Source organism: Endozoicomonas sp. ALC020 (genome assembly GCF_049275935.1).
Classification (GTDB): domain Bacteria; phylum Pseudomonadota; class Gammaproteobacteria; order Pseudomonadales; family Endozoicomonadaceae; genus Endozoicomonas_A.
Genome location: NZ_CP184830.1, coordinates 749,705 through 767,244, shown reverse-complemented (window position 1 = coordinate 767,244; position 17,540 = coordinate 749,705). Strand labels below are relative to the sequence as shown.

Sequence of the window (17,540 nt, the reverse complement as noted above, 5' to 3'; positions counted from 1 at the left end):
AGTTCATTTACAGGTGAGAGAAATGGAGATTCCTGTTAGCAGAATGAGCAACTGGCCAGGTCCTTAGTTATGGCTTATAGGGCATTGATACGGCCCGTCCTGACTAATGTGCATGATATTAAAGGTGCTAATAAGCTGGTCTATGCTCATTTCGATGATGCCGGTATTGGCGGGGCTTTTCTCAGACCAAGACCTGAGTCGTTCAATATTGATTATGTCTTTCTCCATTTTAATCGTCTTAGGGTCATTTAGTTTAAGGAAGTTGTTTACTTCAGACTCTGTCAAGATATAGGCGACTCCGTAGTCAGGATGGCTGGGATAGTTCATCATGGCTTCAAATATTACGTTATCTCCTATGGAAAGATGCTGATTATGTCGAATAATGGTAATGAGATTTTCAACCGCAGCAGAATAACCATGAGGGTCACGAATATAGACAACTTCTTTTTCCCTGACATAGCCAATCAGGCTGTAGGCGTGATTGTTTATAATTTTTGCGAACGGCTTCAGCCCGAGGGGAGCTGAATAAGATGGGATAATAGCAATAGTTGCTGCTTTTTCATTATCAACAAAAGTGTTGAGCAGTTCCTTTAATCGCCCCTGAGTCACAGATTGCAGATTGATGAGATTGCTATGCGATCCCATTAGTATGTGAAAAGCATCTGACTCCCTGATTGTATCCAGTTCTGAGTATTGATGATATCTGGATTGTGCCCGGTCATTATGTCGATTTTTATTAATGAAACGTTTCGACAGGTGGGCGTATGCGGCTTCCAGCACAGCCAGCCAGATACCACCATCCCGTGTTTTGGCAAAGTATGAATGGTGCTCAACTTCTCTGAATTCAATCTGGGCGCCCTCACTAATACCTTCAAAAAGAATACTTAATGCCTGTTCATCAATGGGATAGAAGTAATTGAATATTAACCTTTTTCCGGTTTCACAACTGGCTAATGAGGCCAGAGTAGCGATCAGAACACAATCTGGAAAATCTTTCTGCAGGAGGTTATCCGGGGTGATACTGGTAAGACCATGGGGGAAAAGTCGTCTATAAACGTCGGCAAACGCTTTCTGTTTCGGCTTTGCTAGCCAGGTATCCCAGAAGGTGTTGTCCTGCTCGTGATGATACTTTGCGACTTGCCCCGACAGTTCAGCCAGTTCAATGCTCTTCCTGCTTAATGAAGCAGTAACAGGGTTTTGCCATGACTCGAAATTAACAAGGTAAAGCCTGATGGTTTGGTAAAGGTCTTTGTGCAGATACGGGGCATGGTAGCCCTCAATCAGTTCATCGTAGGAGAGCAGACCATCAGAGTCTTTATCAAGTGCGCCTGCCAGCTCCGGGAAGTAGCGGTATGCCGACGAGTGTGTGCCACGAGCACAGACTGCTGCGTAAGCAGCACTGATGCGCAACTGCACAGAAGATGAGGGTGGGCCCCTCGGAGCCGTCTTACAGGAGGAGGCTTCAAACCACCTTAAGCGGCGAAGGTAAAGAGCCTTGGTCGTGAGCGTTAAGGAAAAGGCAGGGCTTGATCCTGTCAGGTGTGTGTTAAGGAGATGAACGCAAGTGAACCTTTGATGACGCGTCGAAAGCGTAGGAACGATGTCAAAACCGGGAGGTAGTCGTTAGCCCGGGATAAGTCTGGAGGACACCTGTTTACTGTCCAGATGGCATCCGGCGTGGAGAAGGCATGAACTTAACACAGGCTTCTGTGTGGAACGTGGGAACCTGTCGCCTTGATGTTAAGGGAGCCACTCAAGCAGAGACCCTGCAAGAGTCTGAGTACCAATGCAAGGCACAGGGGCGGACGATCCCGTAGTAGTGATGAAGGCGCTGTAATGGCGTTGGAGCGAAGGGGATCGGTCATCCTGTTGAATTTAGAAGTCAACCACTGTGGCAGCTCGACGCTGTCGGTGGGAGGAATTTTTGGAAACAACAAAACCGTTTGAAATTTCCAAGCACGATGTTGTACGTGCATGGCAACTGGTCAAAGCCAATAAAGGCGCTCATGGCGTTGATGGTGAGACCATTGAACAATTTGAGTCTGACCTGAAGAACAATCTGTACAAGATCTGGAATCGGATGTCGTCTGGCAGCTACTTTCCGCCTGCTGTTAAAACGGTAGCGATACCGAAGAAAACAGGTGGGGAAAGAAAGTTGGGCATTCCAACGGTGTCAGATCGGGTTGCACAGATGGTTGTGAAGCTGCATTTTGAGCCATCGGTTGAGCCTTGGTTCCATCCAGACTCCTATGGCTACAGACCAAACAAATCAGCACATCAGGCGTTGGATATCACCCGTAAACGGTGCTGGCGTTATAACTGGGTGCTGGAGTTTGACATCAGAGGGTTGTTCGACAACATCGACCACGAACTGCTGATGAAAGCGGTTCGCAAGCATACGAATAATCGCTGGCTGATCCTCTACATTGAGCGCTGGTTAACAGCGCCGATTCAGCGGGAAGACGGCACAGTTATTATACGTGAGCGAGGTGTTCCACAGGGCGGTGTGATCAGCCCCGTACTCAGTAATCTGTTTATGCACTATGCCTTCGATAAGTGGATGGAAAGGAATTTTCCTGCGATTCCATTCTGCCGTTATGCTGACGATGGGCTTGCCCATTGTCGGCATGAGGTGGAAGCGAAGGCTTTAAAGGATGCTTTAGAGGCAAGGTTTCGTGAGTGCGGTCTGGAAATGCATCCGGACAAGACAAAGATTGTTTACTGTAAAGACGACGACCGGAGGGAGGAGCACCTTGTCACCAGTTTTGACTTTCTTGGCTATACATTTCGCCCAAGGAGGTCAAAGAACCGATGGGGCAAGCACTTCATTAACTTTACGCCAGCCATGAGTCCAAAAGCAGGAAAGGCCATCAGACAGGTAGTAAGAAGTTGGAAGCTGCATTTACGCAGTGACAAAGAGCTTCCTGATCTGGCTCGAATGTTCAGGGCTCAGATACAGGGCTGGATAAACTACTACGGTCGTTTCTACAAATCAGCCATGTACCCGACACTGCGTCAAATCAACCGCAAACTCAGTTTGTGGGCGACGAGGAAATACAAAAGGCTTAAAAGGCACCGGCGAAGGGCGGAACACAGACTTGGGGAAATCGCCAAGAAATTTCCAAATCTGTTCCCGCACTGGAAATTTGGTGTCAAGCCGTCGGTTGGATGATGGGAGCCGTATGAGCTGAGAGGTTCACGTACGGTTCTGAGAGAGCCTGTAGGGGAGGTTCCTATGGGCTACTTACCAGCCGGGTGCGAATTGCCCGCTAAAAACCTGGACAGAAAAAAACAGCAGACTGGCCATTAATAGAGTGCGTAATCGATCTAGCATATTCATTGGTGGTCAAAGATTCGCGTCATTCTCTTGATTTGTGGTCAGGGATTCGCGTCATCTTTGCCGTCGATGGCGCGTCATCATAATGCCATGCCGTGGGGCGAGGGTGATCAGGGGCTCGAGGGCGATGGGATGGCCAGCTACGAGGTCAAGGCGGTATTGCTGGCAGAGGGTGGCGAGGATGAGGCTGCCTTCCATCATGGCCATCTGGTTGCCAATGCACTGACGTGGGCCGCCGCCAAAGGGAAAGTAGGCAAAGCGCTTGATTTCGCGTTCTTTTTCAAAGCGCTCTGGCTCAAAGCCTTCAGGGTTTGGCCAAAAGGTGGCATGGCGGTGCGTGACGTAGGGGCTGGTGAATATCATCGTGTCGGCGGGGATGTGGTAGCCCGCGATTTCATCATCGGCGACGGCGCGGCGCGAGATGAGCCAGGCGGGTGGAAAGAGGCGCATCGCTTCGAGAAAGACCATGCGCGTGTAACTAAGCTTTGGCAAATCATCCAGCGTGGCACGTCGCCCCCCTGACACCTCATCTATTTCAGCCCAAAGGCGGCGGCGCACGGTGGGATGTGTTGAAAGCAGATAAGAGCACCACGCCAGGGCATTGGCTGTCGTCTCAGTCCCGGCGGTAAAAAAAATCAGCACTTCGTCGCGTAGTTGCTGATCGGTCATCTGTTCGTTCGTTTCTTCATCACGGGCGTGCATTAGCATCGAGAGCAAGTTGCCGCGTTCTGTATTGTCTTGGCGATGCCTGCTGATCATTTGTTCCACGGCGTCATTCAGCTCTTTTTGTGCCGCTCGGAAACGACGGTCACGCGGCGTGGGCAGCACGGGCGGCAGTGGCAAAAGCGCCCGGAATCGTTCGCCAATCTCAGAATTAATGAGCAAGGTTTGGCGATGGATCGCCTCGGCTTGCTCTTCAACGTCTACTCCAAAGAGGGTTGTGCTGACAATGCGGGCTGTCAAGTGTCCCATTTCCGCAGCCATATCGAACGCCGCTTCCTCTTCCTCCTGATCTTTTTGCACCCAGGCCGCAAGCATCTTGACCGTTTCCTCAACCATCAGCTCCGCAAAGGTCGCGATACGCTTATGATGAAAGGCGGGTTGCGCCAAACGACGCTGCCGTCGCCAAAACTCCCCTTCGCTCGTCAGCAAGCCCTCACGAAAAAACCAGCGTGACATATCCCAGAGGGGATTGCCTTTGTCATAGTTACGATTATTTGTTTGAAGCACATGACGAACATGGTCTGGGTGCGTCACCAAACAGGCTGGCCAAAGCCCATAGCGGAAACGCACAATATCACCGTACTGATTGCTCAAGCTCATCAGCGTGCTGAGGATATCGCGCTGCCCCTCCTTCATCACCTTGAGCATTTCAAGCCCAGTCGGCCCAGGGACTTGAGGCGCGGACGACATGCTTTCTTTGCGGCCAAATAACTTTAAACGGGTCATGACCCCTCCTTTTTTACTCATTGATTTCGATCAGCGATTTCCCGACCCATTCGTACGGGCATCGATGCCAAAGAGGTGCAAAAGCGTCGGCGCGACTTAACCCCTGTAAAAAGCAGTTTGTTACACGTGACACCTTCTGGTCTGATGGTGATTTTCGACAAGGCTAATTAACCATTAGATAACAGCAAGTCCAAAGAGTAGTTTATATCCGGCTGGTCAGGCTCCTATTGATATTAGGGCATTGATAGGGGCCGCACTGGCTGATGAACAGGACATTAAATGTATCAATGAACTGTTCTACGGTCATTTCAATGATGCCGGTCCTGGCAGGGCTTCTCTCAGAAGTAGATATGGGTAATGAAATATCGGAAAGGATTTCGCCTTTGGCTATGATGTCCAGCGCCTGTGGTGCGGTTTGGTTGAGGAAGTCGTTTAGTTCAGGATCCGTCAGTCCATAAGCGCGTTTATAGTCAGGGTCCCAAGGGTGGCTGTTTATGACTTCAAATATTGCACTGTTGCCTGAGGAAAGAGGCTGAATATGTTGGTTAATGGTATAGAGGTTTGTATGCGTAGCAGACCAGCCATGAGGGTCACGAATATAAACAATATCTTTTTCTTTGTCATAGCCGATCAGGCTATAGGCGTGATAGCTTTTGATTCTAGCGAATGGCCTTAACTTCAGTAAAGTTGAAATTGATGGGTTAACAGAAAAAATCGCAACTTTTTCATTATCAACAAAAGAGTTGAGTAGCTCCTTCAACTGCTCCTGACTTTGAAGTTGCGGGTTGATGTAATCGGAATAGGATCCCATAAGTACATCAATAGCTTGCATCTGGTCTACCCCGTCCAGCTTTGAATATTTGCGATAGTCAAACCGTGACCAGTCGGCTTGTCGATATTTTTTAACGAAACTTTTTGACGATTCTGCGTAAGCAGCTTCCAGCATAGCCAGCCAGATACCGCCATCACGTGTTTCGGCAAATTTGTAGTGCTCAACTTCTCTGAATCGAATCGGTATACTTGCATTACTGCCGCGAAAAACGATGCTAAATACCTGTTCATCAGCCGTATTATAGAAGTAATTGAATATCAGTCTTTTTCCGGTTTCGGAGCTGGCTATTGAGGCCAGCGAGGCAATCAGAACACAGTCTGGAAAATACTTTTGCACAAGATTATCCGGAGTAATACTGGTCAGACCATGAGGGAAAAGTCGTCTATAAGCGTCTGCATAAGGTTGCCGTTCCGGTTGTGCAAGCCAGGCATCCCAAAAAGTGTTGTCCCGCTCGTGGTGATACTTTGCCACTTGTCCCGACAGTTCGGCCAACTCAATGCTATCCCTGCTTAATGAGACGGCAACAGGGTTTTGCCACGACTCGAAATTAACGAGGTAAAGCCTGATGGTTTGATAAAGGTCTTTGTTCAGATACGGTGCATGGTAGCCATCAATGAGTTCATCGTAGGAGAGCAGGCCATCAAAGTTTTTATCAAGTGCAGTTACCAGCTCTGGAAAGTGGCGGTATGCCGTCGAGTAGCCGGGTGAAAATTCTCCAGCAGAAGCCTGGACAGGAAAAAAGATCAGAATGGTCAGTAATAAAGCGCGTAATGGGTCCATAATGTTATCCCCCTTTTAAAGAACATTATTGGTGTTACGCAACTCCCTCTGGAGAGATCAGAGGTTGCGATACAACCCGTCTAATTATTAGAGGCAAAAAAGCTCCAAAGAGTTCATATATAGGTCAGTAAAATGGACACACCTGTTATTGAAGCGACCCACGATGGGTCACCTGTCTTGACCAGTTGGTGGCAGCCAGATACAAAAAAACCGTGCTTTCAAAAGTGAAAAGCACGGCTTTATTGGTACTTTGGAACTGGAAGATATTACTCGTCCAGGAAGCTCCTCAGGTGATCCGAGCGCGTCGGGTGACGCAGCTTTCTCAGAGCCTTGGCTTCGATCTGACGGATACGTTCACGGGTAACGTCGAACTGCTTGCCCACCTCTTCCAGAGTGTGGTCAGTGTTCATGTCGATACCGAAACGCATGCGTAGTACCTTCGCTTCCCGAGCCGTCAGGCCAGAGAGTACGTTGCGGGTAGATTCTTTCAGACCAGTGCCGGTAGCCCGATCGATAGGTGACTGAATGGTCGCGTCTTCGATAAAATCACCCAAATGGGAGTCTTCATCGTCGCCGATGGGTGTCTCCATGGAGATAGGCTCTTTGGAGATTTTCAGTACCTTGCGGATCTTGTCTTCTGGCATTTCCATGCGAACAGCCAGTTCTTCAGGAGTCGGTTCACGCCCCATCTCCTGGAGCATCTGTCTGGAAATACGGTTCAGTTTGTTGATCGTTTCAATCATGTGAACCGGGATACGAATCGTTCTGGCCTGGTCCGCAATGGAGCGGGTGATAGCCTGACGGATCCACCAGGTAGCGTAGGTCGAAAACTTGTATCCGCGACGGTATTCGAATTTGTCTACCGCTTTCATCAGACCGATGTTGCCTTCCTGAATCAGATCCAGGAACTGCAGACCACGGTTGGTGTATTTTTTGGCGATAGAAATAACCAGACGCAGGTTGGCTTCGACCATTTCTTTCTTGGCACGACGGGCGCGGGCCTCGCCCAGAGACATTCTGCGATTGATGTCCTTGATCTGGACCAGCGTACAGCCGAACTCTTTCTCAATAGTGATCAGCTTCTTCTGGGCACGTATGATTTCATCCCGGTAGTGTTTGATGGCTTCAGCATAGCCGGCGCTGCCAGAAGTGATGTCATCAATCCATTTCAGGCTGGTCTCGTTGCCCGGGAAAGTACTGAGGAAGATCTTGCGAGGCATTTTCGCGCGGCGTACGCAGAATTGCATGATCGCGCGCTCATTGCCCCGAATGGTGTCCAGAGTATTCCTGATGCGGAAAACCAGCATGTCAAAAACACGGGGAACCAGTTTCAGAGGCATGAAAGCTGTGGTCAGTTCATCCATTGCAGCTTTGGCTTCTTTGGAACCAAAGTCATGCTTTGCCAAAGTGCTCAGTACCTTCTCATGACCAGCGCGAAGGAGATCAAAGCGCTCTTTGGCTTCTTCCGGATCAAGACCGCCAGCGTCGTCATCGTCATCGTCATCAGAGTCATCGTCGTCAAAGTCTTCTTCGATGTTCTCGACAGCAGGAGAGGGGGGGGCGACAGGCTCATCGGAATCAGGATCGATATAGCCGCTGATCAGATCAGTCAGGCGGCCTTCTTCTTCTATAATCCGGTCATATTCGTCCAGAACAATCTGAACCGAGCCAGGAAATCTGGCCAGGGCTGACATGACTTCACGCAGCCCTTCTTCAATGCGTTTGGCGATCTGGATTTCGCCTTCGCGAGTCAGCAGTTCGACCGTGCCCATTTCACGCATGTACATGCGCACAGGGTCAGTGGTTCGGCCTGCTTCCTGTTCAACAGCTGCAAGAGCTGCTGCTGCCTCTTCGGCAGCAGCTTCATCAGTGTCCGCTTCTGACAACAACAGGGTATCGGCGTCCGGCGCTGTTTCGTAGACGGTGATACCCATGTCATTGATCATGCGAATGATATCTTCAACCTGGTCAGGGTCGGAGATGTCTTCAGGAAGATGGTCATTTACCTCAGCGTAAGTCAGGTATCCCTGTTCCTTACCGCGAGAGATAAGCTCTTTCAGTCGGGATTGTTGTTGCGAGTTAGCTGACATATCAACCCTTTAACAGCGAAAGTGGAGTGCCGGACGAAAAAAAACGTAAGCAGGCAATTATAGCTCAAAAAACACGAGGTTTTCCACAATAAAGTGTAAAAGAGTACACTCTCGCGGATCTGCACGATGTTCAGTGGATGGGGCACCGGAAAAACGGTCCATGAAAAACTACGCATGGTGAGGGTCCCCTTCCTTGGCTTTTTACCGTAAAAGCACCCTCTCACAACAGGTGAGTCAGTAAGATGCCTTCTTCGCTCATGGCTGTTTCAGACCGGTTTCAGAATCAGGTGTGTGGTTAATAACGGCTTCCCACATAGCACAGTGAAGTTCAAGTATATACCTAAAAATATGTGCGTCGCCATAAATAAAGTGATAAAAAACAATTTACATTTTACTTACAGTTATTGCTAAAAAATAAGGCGTTTGTCGTTCAGTCCGGGATTTTTCCGGGTTTTCAGAACGTTATTTCTTGGTACTGGTGTTCGTGGACTCGATACCGAGTTTTTTCTTTTTCTTTTCAAGCAGGGCTTCCAGAACACTGCGTTGTGCCGAGTCTATCTGACCGGGTTTTTTCTGTGAAAAAGTTTGTTTAAGAGAGTTGGCCGTCTGTTTGTGCTCAAGCTCCCGGACCGTATCCCTGATTCGTTCTATAGCTTCATGGAATTCCTGGTCGTTGGGCTGATGCCCAAGTTCCAACGATGCGATTTCCTGAAGTCGAATGCCGTGGTGAGTACCATGCCATTGTGCGATCAGGGCAATAGTGGCCAGTTTAGGTTGTTCCTGAAGCGTTTTTATCAGAGCAATTAACAGTTGTGTATCAGGATGCCCGTCACCTTCCAGTTCATTGATTGCTTTTACGCTGGCCGCTAATTCAGGATTACAAAGCAGGTGCCGGATGGCATATAGAGATCGACCCACTTTTAATGGCGCAGGAACGGGCGGTTCGTTCTTTTCCTTAAAACCCTTTTTAAAGGGTTTGCGCTCAAAACTATACGTCTGAGGTTGGAAGTGCTGGGCAGACTCAGGCTCATAGTGCGCTTGCGGATAATAGTCGGTTTCAGCAGGTAAAGGGTAATCGTCGTATGCGTTATCAGCGGCAGGTTCAGGCTCAGTCTTTTTGTTTAAATAATTTTCAAGAGTATCGGTATTCAAACCAGTGATCTCTGACAGTTTCTGCATCAACATCTGTTTGAACAGACCGTCGGGAATCTTGTGGAGGTGAGGTTGTGCATCGGTGGCCAGTCGTGAACGTCCGTCCATGGTATTCAGGTCGATACCGTTACTGAGTTCCTGAAACAGGAAAGTGTCGAGGCTGAGGGCGGTGGTTTTTATTCTTTCCAGAAAGGCATCGGCACCTTCTTGTCTGACCATGCTGTCCGGATCTTCGCTCTGGGGTAAAAACAGAAAACGTGCCTGATTGCCATCTTTCATCTGGGGAAGAGTGGATTCAAGGGCTCGCCAGGCTGCGCGTCCGCCAGCATTATCGCCGTCAAAGCAGAACACAACTTCTGATACGGTTTTAAAAAGTCTCTGTATGTGGTCCGGGGTTGTTGCTGTACCCAGGGTGGCGACAGCATTGTTAATGCCCTGTTGGGCCAGGGCAACAACATCCATATAGCCTTCGACAACAAGAATGCGATCAAGGTGGCGATTATGCTTTTTGGCTTCGTACAGTCCATATAACTCCCGTCCCTTCTGGAAAATGGGGGATTCCGGTGAGTTGAGGTATTTGGGTTTGGCGTCGCCCAGTACCCGGCCACCAAAAGCGATGATTCGACCTCGGGTATCATGAATGGGAAACATGATTCGGTCGCGGAAGCGGTCATAGCGGCTTTTGGTTTCTTCTTTTTCCACCAGCATGCCGGTTGTAACTAACTGGTCTTCTTTCTCCTGGTTCTCTGCCAGATGATTCTTCAGGTTGTCCCAGCCAGGCGGGGCAAAGCCGATACCGAAACGTTTGCAGGTCTGGCCATCCAGTCCTCTCTGCTTAAGGTATTCAATGGCTTTGGGTGCATCAGAAGCTTTAATCAATTGTTCGTTGAAAAAAACGTTGGCTTTGGTCATCAGCTCATAAAGCGGGCTGTGATCCGGGCCGCGTTTTTGACTGTGCTGTTCTCTGGGAACTTCCAGTCCAACCTGGCTGGCCAGAGAATCAACTGCTGTCGGGAAGTCCAGGTGGTCAAAATCCATGACAAAGCCCAGGGCGTTGCCGCTGGCACCGCAGCCAAAGCAATAGTAAAACTGCTTGTCCGGGCTGACAGTGAATGATGGGGTTTTTTCCTGATGGAAAGGGCAGCAAGCGGAGTAATTTCGACCGGTCTTCTTAAGCTTTACCCGGCTATCGACAACGTCCACGATGTCCAGCCGGTTCAGCAGGTCATCAATAAATGTCTGGGGGATGCGTCCGGCCATAAATGCCCATAAATGTGAGTGCCAGCCATTGAAGTGAAAAGGCCGCTGCCAGAAATCTTAACAGAGTGCTGATGTTATCATCGCTAATGGACGGTTGTCAGTGATTGTTGCCAATGTTGATGGCAGACTTGCGCAGAGCTGACTCAGTTAAGCAGTTGTCTGATGGTCTGGCTGACCTGACTCATGTCTGCCCGGCCTTGAACTTTAGGCTTGATAATGCCCATGACCTTTCCCATGTCGCGCATGCTTTGTGCCTCGGTTTCGCGAATGGCTTCCGAGACGAGTTGGCTGATTTCTTCGGTGCTGAGCTGCGAGGGCAGGAAGCCCTGAAGAATGGTCAGTTCCAGTTTCTCCTGATCAGCCAGATCAGTGCGCCCTGCAGACTCGAACTGGTTGATGGCATCGCGGCGTTGCTTGGCCATCTTGTCAAGTGCTGCAAGGGCGCGGGTGTCGTCAATCGACTTTTCGTCTACTTCTATTCGCTTAAGCTCGGAAAGAGCCAGGCGAATCGTTCCCAATCGAACCTTGTCGCGGCTGCGCATGGCATCCTTCATTGCAGCAGTCAGTTGTTCCCTGACCTGGCATTCGCTCATGTTCTTACCTCAATACGATTCTTTCCCGAAAGAAAGTTTCGAGCAGAAATTTGGGAATCGAAGTTATTAAAGCCGGAAATCCGTTCTTAATACAGACGCTCGCGACGACGCTGTTCGCGCTGCAGTTTTTTCAAATGACGCTTGACAGCAGCAGCGGCCTTGCGCTTGCGAACGGAGGTAGGCTTTTCGTAGTGTTCACGACGACGTACTTCAGCCAGTACCCCAGCCTTTTCGCAAGAGCGCTTAAAGCGGCGCAGTGCTACATCAAACGGTTCATTTTCTTTAACTTTAACAGCAGGCATGCAGAGATCACCTTCCTATAAAAATAGTGAGTACATTAATAAAGGTTTGCAGCCCGGCATCACAACATCTGCTATTAGTACCATCTACTCTCTTTCAGAAAATTCTGCCCTGTTGTTCACAAGCCAGGGATGGCTTGGCAAGGATTTATTTTCGACCTGACGATTTTCATATCAATGAATCACGCCAAACGAGAGCAGGCGGTTGAGCATTCACACTTTTTTCCGGAGTACAGTTAATCTGATGCCCTGAAAGCCGTGGGAAGAAGCTAATTCCGACCCGCAAAATAAGCCTGAACAAATGTTCAGACTAGCCGCGTATTTTTAAGGGTGGGAATTTTATAGACTATTTTCAATAAATGCAAAAACCTGACTTGCTTTCATTCCTTTAAGAGTCCCCGGGGTTGCGGTGTCTGGCATTTCCTGTAAAGGCCGCTTTGCAGTATCATCCCGAGATCCTGCAGCAGGTAGCGAATAATAGCCTTATAGGTAGATTCTTATTATCAGGGTGCCTGTTATTTGTGCTGAGGTTGATGAGCTGAAAAGCTGTCTGAATGACGGTAATCCACAGTTTCTTTCAGAAACCAGCGGGAAGTGTCAGCTGTATCTGACAGGCCAATGCTAACGGATCGTGGCATTGCCTTAATGAAAACAGCTTTTTTTTGAAAACAGTAGTGGGTCTAACAGATGATAGTCCTCGGGATTGAAACATCCTGTGATGAGTCAGGCATTGCACTTTATGACAGCGAGAGAGGGTTGCTGGCGGATGCTCTGTACAGTCAGATTGAAATGCATACCGAGTATGGCGGTGTCGTGCCTGAACTGGCCTCCAGAGACCATATCCAAAGGGTTCTCCCACTGATCAGCCAGGTGCTGGAAAAAGCCGACATCACACGCAAACAGATTGATGCCCTGGCCTACACCAGAGGCCCGGGTCTGATTGGTGCCCTGATGGTGGGAGCCAGTATAGGTCGTTCCATGGCCTGGGCGCTGGGTGTTCCTTGTGTGGGTGTCCATCATATGGAGGGTCATTTGCTGGCTCCTATGCTGGAAGAAAATCCACCTGATTTTCCTTTCCTTGCCTTACTGGTGTCGGGTGGTCATACCCAATTGGTGCGGGTTGATGGTATTGGGCAATATCAGCTGTTGGGCGAGTCTATTGATGATGCTGCTGGTGAGGCTTTTGACAAAGTAGCCGCTATGTTGGAATTAGGGTATCCCGGTGGTCCAAGGGTTTCCAATCTTGCACAGAAGGGGACTGAAGGGCGTTTCCGCTTCCCACGGCCTATGTGCGATCGTCCCGGTCTGGATTTCAGCTTCAGTGGTTTGAAAACCTTTACACTCAATACCATAGCAGCCTGTAAAGAAGAAGGTGGGCTGAGCGAGCAGGATCGAGCGGATATTGCCTGGGCTTTTGAAGATGCCGTGGTTGATACTCTTGCATTCAAGTGTCGTCGGGCTCTCAGGCAGACCGGTTTGAAACAGTTGGTGATTGCCGGAGGTGTCAGTGCCAATCGCCGGTTGAGAAATCAGCTTGAAGCCATGGCGGCAAAAGAAGGTGGCAGCCTTCGTTATGCCAGACCTGAGTTTTGTACAGATAATGGTGCAATGATCGCCTATGCCGGTTGCCAGCGTCTGCTTGCCGGTCAGACGGAGCCCCTTGAAGTGGCCCCGATGCCACGCTGGAACATGGAAACACTGGAAGCCGTTAACCTGAAACCAGAGGGCAGGGTGAATGGATAAGGTTCGAATTGAACAGCTGGAAACCCAGGCTGTGATTGGTGTTTACGAATTTGAGCACGAAGCGGCCCAGCCTTTGATCATTGATTTAGAGCTGGAAACTGATTTTTCCCGGGCATTTCGATCTGACGACCTGAACGATGCCTTGGATTACGATGCTATCAGCCAGACCGTTCGTGCTTTTTGCGAAGCATCCCGATATGCTTTGCTCGAAGCCCTGGCAGGTGGCATCATTCAGTTAATTCAGGCGAATTTCAATGTTGACAGGGTCGGAGTACTGATCCGAAAACCACAGGCATTGAAAGGTGCTTTAGCCTCCGTGTGGTGCGAACGAACCAGGGAAGAGATGCGTCAGCCATGACACTTTTTTACATTGGCGTAGGGTCCAATGATGAGGCCGAGCAAAACTGTTGGCAAATGATACAGACTCTCCGTCAGCAGTTTGGTACCTTATTGGTCAGTAGTCTGATTCAAACGTCTGCCGAGGGTGGTGCTGTGGCTAAGGAGAGAGCGGCTGATTACTATAATGCTGTCGCCTGCTTTGAGAGCGAAGTGTCATCCGCATCGATTAATGGCTGGTGCAAGCAGGTAGAAGACCGGCTAGGAAGAGTCAGAGGCAGTCTTGAATGCCGGGCTGATCTCGATATTTTACAGGTGGTTGATGATGTTCGCGATGTGAGGATCAGCAGCATCGAAGAAGTTTACTATCGACCCCTGGTAAAGCAGTTATGGAATTTTCAGATGGGCAGGCCAGTCAGTGTTTTTACCGGCGCTATTAATCTGGTATTTGAACCAGGCGTTAAGCTGGGTAGTCAACCTCGTCTTCTGCCTGAGCTGGAGTTCGAAGCCATCTGATCAGCAGCCCGTTCATGGGCTGAATAATTCTAGTGATCCAGTTGTTCCTGCATTCGTAATACTCTCGTTTTTCTCAGTTCTTCACCTATCGCCTTGCCCTTAAAGCCCCGGGCAACAATCTCTTTGGCATTGGTCGAAAGGCAAAGAGAAAGCAAGGATTTTATCTGGCTCTGATGGCTTTCAGAAAGTGTTTTTTTCTGAGCTACGGCAATGCAGCGGCTGGCTTTCAGAAAGGCGTCAAAACGTTCTGACCGCCTGAATGCATCGGTGTTTTCAAACAGAATCATTAGCTGTTCTGCTTCTAGGGCTTCGGCGTGCTCGATTAAATAAGCACTGTGCTGAAAAGTCAGGCTGGCCAGCTCTGAAAACTGGGAAGGTGTTTTCAGTCGTTTACTCAGTGCAGTCAGTAAGTCTCTGGAGAGTTCTTTTTCAGAAGCGAAGGTGACTGCAAATCGAACGTCACAAGACGCCTGTTGAATGGCTGCCGTGCGAAGTGCTTTTATGCCTGTCGAATTCTCTCTCAGGAAAGGAGCCCATTCCGGCATAACGGCGTTTATGGCGTGACACTCAGATAATACTTCAAAAAATATCTCAGGGTCAGGTTCAGACAGGGCGCGTGTGGTTTCTTGCCAGATTCGCTCGGGAACCAGATAGGAGGCTTCACCTCTGTCGATCATAGAGGACATCAATTCGAGAGTCTCGGGAGCCACCCTGAACCCCAGGTGATGGAAGCGGGCGGCAAATCGAGCTACACGAAGAATGCGCAGGGGATCTTCCTGAAATGCCGGGGAAACATGGCGAAGCAGTTTTTGTTCGAGGTCTTTCTGACCACCGTAGGGATCATAGATATTGCCAAGATCATCCTGGGCCATGGCATTAATGGTCAGGTCTCTGCGGATCAGGTCTTCTTCCAGAGTGACATCGGGGGCGGTATGAAAAACAAAGCCAGTGTAACCATGACCGGACTTTCTTTCGGTACGAGCCAGCGCATATTCTTCTTTGGTATCCGGATGAAGGAAGACAGGGAAGTCCTGGCCAACAGGCTGAAAGCCCTGTTCAGTCATTTGCTCAGGACTGCTACCAACCACTACCCAGTCGTGATCTTTGAGTGGAAGGCCTAATAACCTGTCTCGAACGGCACCGCCGACCAGAAAAATGTCCATGTCATCTCAATCTATTTCGTTGAATAAAATACATTAACTGCAAGGAAGCTGTTATAGAACCTTCTTTCATCAGGTGATCTATCCTTCCTTCCTTCCTTCCTGTAAACCAGAAATCAAGGATAGAATTATTAAACACTCACTCTTTGCAGTACCCTTGTCGATGCTACTGGCGTTGTTGATCGCCTGCCAGACCGAAGCACTGACAAGACATTATATTATCGAGCTTGGACAAGATGCAGGTTCTCCGAAACAGAACTCTACCATAGAACGTGAGCCGCCTGCGTTGTCACGCAAGCCATCAGATATTGCCGACACAAACGCCTATGCAGGACCCGCTTTAGCACCTCATGAAAAACGACACAGATCTGACAGTTATGGGTTACAAATGACCTTTGTTGAGTCGATTCCATGGCAGTTGCTTTACACCGCTCACCTGCAGGTTGTTTACGAACTGATCCTGCCCTCCAGCCTCACCGCTCGTGGTGCAAGCTTTTATCCACAGCTACCTCTGGAAGCAATTCTTCTTGTCGGCTGGCTTTTAAAAAGCTATCTGAACACTAATTCAAAGTGGTTTGATTGGGCTCAACAGCAGGCGAGCCGGGATTACCCGTTTGCGGCTATTACCGGGACGACTGGCTCCGGACACGGACAGACACAATACTCGCCATCAGCATCATCCACTCAGCAAGTATCGGCAGCCACCCCCTCCCTTGCTGGCTATGTTACTGAGGTCTCTTATTCTGACTTTGGTGATGGTAACGGTGAGCCTGAACAACACCCGCACACTTTAGGTTTAAATTGTTTCCTCCATCCCTGTAATGGCGTTTGTCAATTCAGACCATCATCCAATATCAGAGAGCCTGCAGTTTGGTCGCAGTATTGCGAAGAGCGTTCGACAGACCAGACAGATGATGTTCCTGACATTCCGGTCCTATTGAATTCTGATGTCGTATTTGGACCTCAGGCCCATGAGTTTGATTGCAACCCTATCGATGGGGGCGCTTCAGGTTCGATGAGCACAGGTACAACCTTTACAGCTGGCGATAGCGGGTTATTCAATGATGATTTAACAATGCCAGGAGACTGGTTTTACACTGCTAATGATTTGGCAGCTAATAATGAGTTGCCCGGTCGAGAGAGTCTTCTCGTAGATGAACCGATTTTCTTTACTCCTGCCGATTCAGAAAGACAACAAATAATCACCGAGCCATCCCGATCAGGTCAGGGCCAACCACCCCTTTTCCGGGCAGACACAGTAGAAGCCACAGACCATACAGGACAAAAAAAACCTAACCTGGCAGTGCTCGCGGAAGGTCACCAGCCGCAGACATTGAGAACAGTTTGCAAGAATGCCAAAGGACTGTCGAATCTTAGAAGCAGAGTTCACATCGGGCAACGAATCTGTGAGGTGATCGTGATCGGGGAAGATGGTCAGCAGCGACCATGCGGGAAAATCTGCAAGAATGCCCGAGTCATGTCTTCTCACAAAAGCGCAAGACACAGCGGACAAAAAACCTGCGACCTGACAGTGGTTGGAGAGGATGGCCAGCAGCGGTCATGCGGCAAGGTCTTCAGGAATCTTTACGCTCTTTATCTTCACAAAAACAATTTCCACATCCGACACAGAACTTGTTTGGTGGCTGTGGTCAGGGAGGATGGTCAGCGACGGATATGCGGGGTGACCTGCATGACTGCTCGCGAACTGAGGGATCACAAACAAAAAGAGCACAGCGGGCAACAAGCCTGTGACCTGACAATAGCCGGTCTGAATCAGCAGTGCCCATGCAAGGTAGTTTGCAAGAACGCTAAAGCCTTGACCGGGCACAAAAGAATGCATCGAAAGCGCAAGCCTGAAGATCTCGACCAGGACAAGGACAATCGTTCTCGGGAGATAAAGTGAATAACTAATAATCAGGTCCGCAATCAAACCTTTTAGGGGGTCTTGATCTATCCTTCCTCTCTGTAAAAGAGAATGCAAGGACAGAATTAT

Annotated in this window: 14 protein-coding genes; 6 read left to right on the top strand and 8 right to left on the bottom strand. The window is 49.3% G+C overall.

Annotated elements, in window-relative coordinates:
- Nucleotides 1-63 precede the first annotated feature (63 nt).
- Entirely contained in the window at nt 64-1,416 is a 1,353-nt protein-coding gene (locus ACOJUO_RS02835) for a hypothetical protein (RefSeq protein ID WP_422138853.1), read from the bottom strand.
- 272 nt (nt 1,417-1,688) lie between these two features.
- Here ACOJUO_RS02835 and ACOJUO_RS02830 point away from each other — a divergent pair, with 272 nt between their 5' ends.
- Both ACOJUO_RS02830 and ltrA read left to right on the top strand, forming a co-directional pair.
- Entirely contained in the window at nt 1,689-1,817 is a 129-nt protein-coding gene (locus ACOJUO_RS02830) for a hypothetical protein (protein ID WP_262599910.1), read from the top strand.
- 107 nt (nt 1,818-1,924) lie between these two features.
- Complete coding sequence (gene ltrA / locus ACOJUO_RS02825) at nt 1,925-3,172, top strand: group II intron reverse transcriptase/maturase (protein WP_422137883.1); 1,248 nt, start codon at nt 1,925-1,927, stop codon at nt 3,170-3,172.
- A gap of 219 nt (nt 3,173-3,391) precedes the next feature.
- Here ltrA and ACOJUO_RS02820 read toward each other — a convergent pair whose 3' ends face one another.
- The 6 genes from ACOJUO_RS02820 to rpsU form a co-directional block, all read right to left on the bottom strand.
- On the bottom strand, nt 3,392-4,786 hold the full coding sequence (locus ACOJUO_RS02820) for a cytochrome P450 (RefSeq protein ID WP_422138852.1): 1,395 nt from the start codon (nt 4,784-4,786) through the stop codon (nt 3,392-3,394).
- Nucleotides 4,787-4,988: 202 nt separating this feature from the next.
- A complete protein-coding gene (locus tag ACOJUO_RS02815; protein WP_422138851.1) occupies nt 4,989-6,398 on the bottom strand; it encodes a hypothetical protein in 1,410 nt (469 codons plus the stop codon).
- Nucleotides 6,399-6,664: 266 nt separating this feature from the next.
- Nucleotides 6,665-8,488, bottom strand: coding sequence for an RNA polymerase sigma factor RpoD (gene rpoD / locus ACOJUO_RS02810; RefSeq protein ID WP_422138850.1), 1,824 nt, complete (start codon nt 8,486-8,488; stop codon nt 6,665-6,667).
- Between the two features lie 462 nt (nt 8,489-8,950).
- The gene (gene dnaG / locus ACOJUO_RS02805) at nt 8,951-10,900 is read right to left on the bottom strand and encodes a DNA primase (protein WP_422138849.1); all 1,950 of its coding nucleotides are present in this window, start codon (nt 10,898-10,900) and stop codon (nt 8,951-8,953) included.
- Between the two features lie 143 nt (nt 10,901-11,043).
- The gene (locus tag ACOJUO_RS02800; RefSeq protein WP_422135234.1) at nt 11,044-11,493 is read right to left on the bottom strand and encodes a GatB/YqeY domain-containing protein; all 450 of its coding nucleotides are present in this window, start codon (nt 11,491-11,493) and stop codon (nt 11,044-11,046) included.
- An 86-nt stretch (nt 11,494-11,579) separates the two neighbouring features.
- Nucleotides 11,580-11,795, bottom strand: coding sequence for a 30S ribosomal protein S21 (gene rpsU, locus ACOJUO_RS02795; protein ID WP_034839300.1), 216 nt, complete (start codon nt 11,793-11,795; stop codon nt 11,580-11,582).
- A gap of 684 nt (nt 11,796-12,479) precedes the next feature.
- On the opposite strand from rpsU, the gene tsaD reads away from it, so the two are divergent.
- From tsaD to ACOJUO_RS02780, 3 genes are read left to right on the top strand one after another with little or no spacing between them, the layout of a single operon-like run.
- Complete coding sequence (tsaD, locus tag ACOJUO_RS02790; RefSeq protein ID WP_422138848.1) at nt 12,480-13,535, top strand: tRNA (adenosine(37)-N6)-threonylcarbamoyltransferase complex transferase subunit TsaD; 1,056 nt, start codon at nt 12,480-12,482, stop codon at nt 13,533-13,535.
- Nucleotides 13,528-13,893: a dihydroneopterin aldolase gene (gene folB, locus ACOJUO_RS02785; protein WP_422135232.1), complete on the top strand. Its 366-nt coding sequence runs from the start codon at nt 13,528-13,530 to the stop codon at nt 13,891-13,893. The genes tsaD and folB overlap by 8 nt, the downstream gene beginning before the upstream one ends.
- A complete protein-coding gene (locus tag ACOJUO_RS02780) occupies nt 13,890-14,387 on the top strand; it encodes a 2-amino-4-hydroxy-6-hydroxymethyldihydropteridine diphosphokinase (protein ID WP_422135231.1) in 498 nt (165 codons plus the stop codon). Before folB ends, ACOJUO_RS02780 begins: the two co-directional genes overlap by 4 nt.
- Before the next feature lie 29 nt (nt 14,388-14,416).
- On the opposite strand, the gene ACOJUO_RS02775 is transcribed toward ACOJUO_RS02780, so the two are convergent.
- Nucleotides 14,417-15,550 (bottom strand): hypothetical protein, encoded by a 1,134-nt coding sequence (locus ACOJUO_RS02775; RefSeq protein ID WP_422138847.1) that lies wholly within the window; start codon nt 15,548-15,550, stop codon nt 14,417-14,419.
- 154 nt (nt 15,551-15,704) lie between these two features.
- Between ACOJUO_RS02775 and ACOJUO_RS02770 the strand changes: the two genes are divergently transcribed.
- Nucleotides 15,705-17,450, top strand: coding sequence for a hypothetical protein (locus ACOJUO_RS02770; RefSeq protein ID WP_422138846.1), 1,746 nt, complete (start codon nt 15,705-15,707; stop codon nt 17,448-17,450).
- Nucleotides 17,451-17,540: the final 90 nt, after the last annotated feature.

Bases quoted from the DNA above. Each gene is read 5' to 3' on its own strand.
- ACOJUO_RS02830 (WP_262599910.1), top strand. From the start codon at position 1,689: ATGAACTTAACACAGGCTTCTGTGTGGAACGTGGGAACCTGTCGCCTT.
- ACOJUO_RS02820 (WP_422138852.1), bottom strand. From the start codon at position 4,786: ATGACCCGTTTAAAGTTATTTGGCCGCAAAGAAAGCATGTCGTCCGCG.
- ACOJUO_RS02815 (WP_422138851.1), bottom strand. From the start codon at position 6,398: ATGGACCCATTACGCGCTTTATTACTGACCATTCTGATCTTTTTTCCT.
- rpoD (WP_422138850.1), bottom strand. From the start codon at position 8,488: ATGTCAGCTAACTCGCAACAACAATCCCGACTGAAAGAGCTTATCTCT.
- dnaG (WP_422138849.1), bottom strand. From the start codon at position 10,900: ATGGCCGGACGCATCCCCCAGACATTTATTGATGACCTGCTGAACCGG.
- ACOJUO_RS02800 (WP_422135234.1), bottom strand. From the start codon at position 11,493: ATGAGCGAATGCCAGGTCAGGGAACAACTGACTGCTGCAATGAAGGAT.
- rpsU (WP_034839300.1), bottom strand. From the start codon at position 11,795: ATGCCTGCTGTTAAAGTTAAAGAAAATGAACCGTTTGATGTAGCACTG.
- tsaD (WP_422138848.1), top strand. From the start codon at position 12,480: ATGATAGTCCTCGGGATTGAAACATCCTGTGATGAGTCAGGCATTGCA.
- folB (WP_422135232.1), top strand. From the start codon at position 13,528: ATGGATAAGGTTCGAATTGAACAGCTGGAAACCCAGGCTGTGATTGGT.
- ACOJUO_RS02780 (WP_422135231.1), top strand. From the start codon at position 13,890: ATGACACTTTTTTACATTGGCGTAGGGTCCAATGATGAGGCCGAGCAA.
- ACOJUO_RS02775 (WP_422138847.1), bottom strand. From the start codon at position 15,550: ATGGACATTTTTCTGGTCGGCGGTGCCGTTCGAGACAGGTTATTAGGC.